This window comes from Acidithiobacillus sp. TH-A36 (assembly GCF_057473445.1).
This window is the reverse complement of sequence record NZ_JBYCKP010000649.1, coordinates 1-3,181: the sequence shown is the minus strand read 5'-3', so window position 1 is coordinate 3,181 and position 3,181 is coordinate 1. Positions and strand designations below refer to the sequence as shown.

3 protein-coding genes are annotated in these 3,181 nt (G+C 58.9%); 2 read left to right on the top strand and 1 reads right to left on the bottom strand.

Features of this window, described 5'->3' with window-relative positions; translation table 11 throughout:
- The coding region (locus AC2VLY_RS16240) for a TatD family hydrolase (protein ID WP_486922649.1) at window positions 1-577 on the bottom strand (577 nt) is incomplete at its 3' end.
- Window positions 578-717: 140 nt separating this feature from the next.
- Between AC2VLY_RS16240 and AC2VLY_RS16235 the strand changes: the two genes are divergently transcribed.
- Window positions 718-1,947: an FAD-dependent monooxygenase gene (locus tag AC2VLY_RS16235; RefSeq protein ID WP_486922648.1), complete on the top strand. Its 1,230-nt coding sequence runs from the start codon at window positions 718-720 to the stop codon at window positions 1,945-1,947.
- A complete protein-coding gene (locus tag AC2VLY_RS16230; RefSeq protein WP_193651150.1) occupies window positions 1,937-3,124 on the top strand; it encodes an FAD-dependent monooxygenase in 1,188 nt (395 codons plus the stop codon). Before AC2VLY_RS16235 ends, AC2VLY_RS16230 begins: the two co-directional genes overlap by 11 nt.
- Window positions 3,125-3,181 lie beyond the last annotated feature (57 nt).

The following is a 3,181-nucleotide window of genomic DNA, read 5'->3' as shown; positions in this document are numbered from 1 at the left end:
GGGTAAAAGCCCCACCTAACCCCAGATAAAATCCCCTGTCCACCAGTCGTTGGGCCTGTACCAGACTCCCGGAAAAACTGTGCACCACCCCGCGCAGACCCGGAAAATCCTTGAGAATGAGTGACAGATTTTCCAGGGTGCGACGCGCGTGGAGAATCACCGGCAAATCCAGCTCTTGGGCCAGATGCAACTGCATTTTCAGGCAGTCCACTTGCGACGCATAATCAGGCGCATTTTCCGAAAGATCGAGTCCAATTTCGCCGACTGCCACCGCCTGATCCAGCAGGCTTCGCAGTTGCTCAAGCCAGTTGGAAGCACAGGCATTGATATACAAAGGGTGCACCCCGTACGCCGGATAAAGCATGGACTGCTGCGCGCAGAGATGCTGCAGACGCGGCCAAAATGCCGGACTATAAGCAGGCACCAGAATTTTATCGATGCCAGCATTTTTGGCCCTTTGTATGACGGCGCTACGGTCTGGAGCAAAGGCCTCGTCATCCAGATGACAATGACTGTCAATCAACCCCTGCAGAAAAGGGTTTTGCAGCGTGCCAGCTGAGTTGCCGTTATGGTTCACTGAGCGAATCTCCATCCAGCCATTCTAGGACTTTCTGATGGCTTGTGTCCGCATGCACCGCCGGATTTGCAGCTTCATGACTTGCTGCAAGCGGCATCTTGGTCTTAAATGAGGGGATATGCTCAAGTACCGGAGAAATTATGCGTAGCCTGACCGCCGATATCACCATCCTCGGCAATGGGCCTGTGGCGCACAGTCTGGTGCTGGCCCTGAAACAGACATCCCTCAACATACTCATGGTGGACACCTTTCCGCTGCAGCAGCCCCGCCCTGCGCATAGTGAGCGGACGGTTGCCCTGGCACTGGGGAGTCGTCGTCTTCTCAGCCATCTCGGCGTCCAAATGCCGCTGCATGATGCTGCCGCCATTGAAACCGTCCAGATCACCCAGCAGGGACTCAGCGGACGGGTCCGCCTGGAGCAGCAGCTTCTGGAAGCGCCGGAACAACGCCTGGGAGAAGTAGCCGGACTGAACACCTTGCAAGCAGCGCTGGCAATGCCGCTGGCGCAATGTAGTACGCTGCAACAGGAGGCGGCGGGGCCTCTGGCAGGCATGCAGTGGTTTCCCGATCGTCTCCAGCTCGATTGGCCGGACCTGCGCGTGGACACGGCGCTGGCTGTCGTGGCCGATGGAGGGCATGGGGGTCTTGCCCGTCTGGCGGCTTTGCAGCGCATGGGCTGGGATCATAACCGCCATGCCATTGTCGCCACGGTCACACCGCGCGAAGCCTTACCGGGCATTGCCTTTGAACATTTTCAGGAGAGCGGGCCACTGGCTTTTTTGCCTATTGGTCAACAGCAATTATCCATTGTCTGGAGCCTGCGTCCCAGTGCCGCCAGCCAGATGCTGGATTTAAGTGATTTCGCTTTTCTGGAAGCGCTGAACCGCCAACGGCCTCCCCATCTTCCTCTACTGACCGGCGTTGGTCCGCGTAGCGTATATCCGCTGTTTTTCCAGCGCTTATGGGCTCAGCCCAGTCAACGCCTGGCACTGGTGGGAAATGCGGCGCAAACGCTCCATCCCCTGGCTGGCCAAGGTTACAATCTGGGCTTGCGCGATGTCATCACCCTGGCCGCCCTGCTTCGGGAGGCTGCCGATGCCGGGCAGGATCCAGGGGCCAGACGCTTGCTGGAAGATTACAGCCGGATTCGCCGCCGGGACCGCCTGGAAACCATCGCCTTCACCGAAGCCATGAACCGCCTGTTCAGCAGTCCGCGCCTGCCATTGCGTTTCGCCCGCGCTGCAGCCCTTGCCCTGCTCGAACAAAGCACGTTCGGGAAACGCGAACTCGCTGCCCGTCTGGCGGGAATTCGCCTGCCTGCCGGGAGCAGCATCCCAGACCTGATGTGGGAGTCTGTCCATGTCCACTGACGCACATTACGACCTGATCATTTCCGGAGCCGGCATGGTGGGTGCCAGCCTGGCGCTGGCTGCCCGGCAAAGCGGTCTCCGGGTCGCACTTTTTGAAAAGCGTCCGCAACCGGTCTGCGCCCTGGCCGATCCCTCGGAGCGAGCGAGCCTGGTGGCCAATGGTTCTCAGCGGTTTTTGCAGGAACTCGGTATCGACCTGGCCACGCATGGCAGCAAAGTCGAAAGAATGCGGGTCTGGGATGCTGAAAATTCCGGCAGCATTCATCTGGACGCCGAAGAAGCCGGCGAAACCTTTCTCGGTCATATTGTTGAAAACCGGCGTTTGGAGCAGCAACTCCATGCCGCACTGGCTGAGGCGGGAGTCACGGTGCTTTACGCGCAGGAAATCGCCCAGGCCCGGGCTGATCAGCAACACATGCAACTTACCGCGAAAGATGGAACCGAATACAGGGCCACCCTCCTCGCCATCGCCGAAGGCCGTCAGTCTCCGCTGCGCAAGCAGCTCATTCAGGCACCTGTTTTTCAGGAAGACTACGGCCAGGATGCCATCACCGCCACCGTATGGATGGAAAAACCCCATCGCGGGATCGCTTATCAGCGTTTTCTGGCGACCGGCCCCCTGGCCGTCCTGCCCTTCAGCGCTGATGCCGAAAATCATCCCCGTGCATCCATCGTCTGGAGCGCCAAACATGCCTTGGAGCGGCGCTTGATGGCCATGGATGACAGTGCATTTTTAGCGGCCCTTCAACTGGCATTCGGGCCGCAACTGGGGCACTTTGTGCGTATCGGCAAACGCAGCAGTTACCCGCTTTCCGGTCTGCACAGCAGCCGTTATACGGGTGAGCGTTGCGTGGTTCTGGGAGATAGTGCGCATGGGGTGCATCCATTGGCCGGACTGGGGGTCAATCTGGGCTTTCGCGATGCTCAGGCATTGATCAGCACCATTCGCGATGCCCGAGCCCAACATGAGGACTGGGGAGATGATCCTGCGCTGCGCCGCTATCAAAGAGCGCGACGCCCTGATAATCTTCTCAATGTAATGACCTGCGGGGCATTGAGCCATCTGTTTTCCAATCGCAGTCGCGGTCTTGCCCGCCTGCGCGACATTGGCATGCTGGGAACGGCAATGCTTCCACCGGTTAAACGCTTTCTGATTCGTCAGGCCATGGGCCTTTAAGGAGACCACCATGCAACACCGTATTGCTGATGATATTGCTGCCACTCTTGGTGACGC